1 pseudogene is annotated in these 227 nt (G+C 37.4%); it reads left to right on the forward strand.

The features are described from left to right. Positions 1 to 227, forward strand: a pseudogene (locus GPK60_RS08430) (transposase); the annotation flags it as partial.

Consider the following 227-nt stretch of genomic DNA (forward strand, 5'->3'; position numbering starts at 1 on the left):
ATGACAATTGTATTGTACTTCGGTACGGATCATCACTGGTATGGCAAAAAGAATATCAAAGGGTTGATGAAAATCCCGGAAGGACTGGAAGAGTACATCAATGATTATGAAATGAAAGTATTTGAGATCGCATGGCTTACAGAAGAGGAGATCAGCCGTTTCCACAGTGATTTTAAAGTCGTGGCAAATTTCTTTGTTCAAAAAAGAAAGCATAAGGATTATATCCC

The organism is Ruminococcus sp. MCC718 (assembly GCF_018783905.1).
Taxonomy (GTDB): Bacteria; Bacillota; Clostridia; order Lachnospirales; family Lachnospiraceae; genus Hominisplanchenecus; species Hominisplanchenecus faecis.